This window comes from Trabulsiella odontotermitis (assembly GCF_001297775.1).
In the GTDB taxonomy this organism is placed as follows: Bacteria; Pseudomonadota; Gammaproteobacteria; order Enterobacterales; family Enterobacteriaceae; genus Trabulsiella; species Trabulsiella odontotermitis.
In genome coordinates this window covers 1-278 of sequence record NZ_LIFX01000040.1, presented here as the reverse complement: position 1 = coordinate 278, position 278 = coordinate 1, and the positions used below count along the sequence as shown (strand labels likewise).

General features: G+C 61.9%; 1 protein-coding gene. It reads left to right on the top strand.

The genetic code is table 11. The features are described 5' to 3' along the window. Positions 1–278, top strand: a 278-nt coding sequence (locus AOY23_RS22845; RefSeq protein WP_161804035.1) for an Ig-like domain-containing protein, incomplete at both ends; no start/stop codon positions are given.

The window sequence follows — 278 nt, the reverse complement described above, 5'->3', positions numbered from 1 at the left end:
GAAGTGATTGGCTCCACCGTGGTCGGCGACGACGGCAAGTGGGAATACACCCCGGAAACGCCGCTGGATAAAGGCGATCATGAAATCACCACCGTGGTCACTGACCCGGCGGGCAACAGCAGCGATCCGTCTCCGGGCGTCAGCTTCACCGTTGATCCGGATCCGAACCAGGTCACCATTGGCACCGTCAATGACGATCAGGGCCCGATCACCGGCAGCATGACGGAAGGTAACGTCACCGACGACGCGCGTCCGGAACTGACCGGCAACGGCAAACC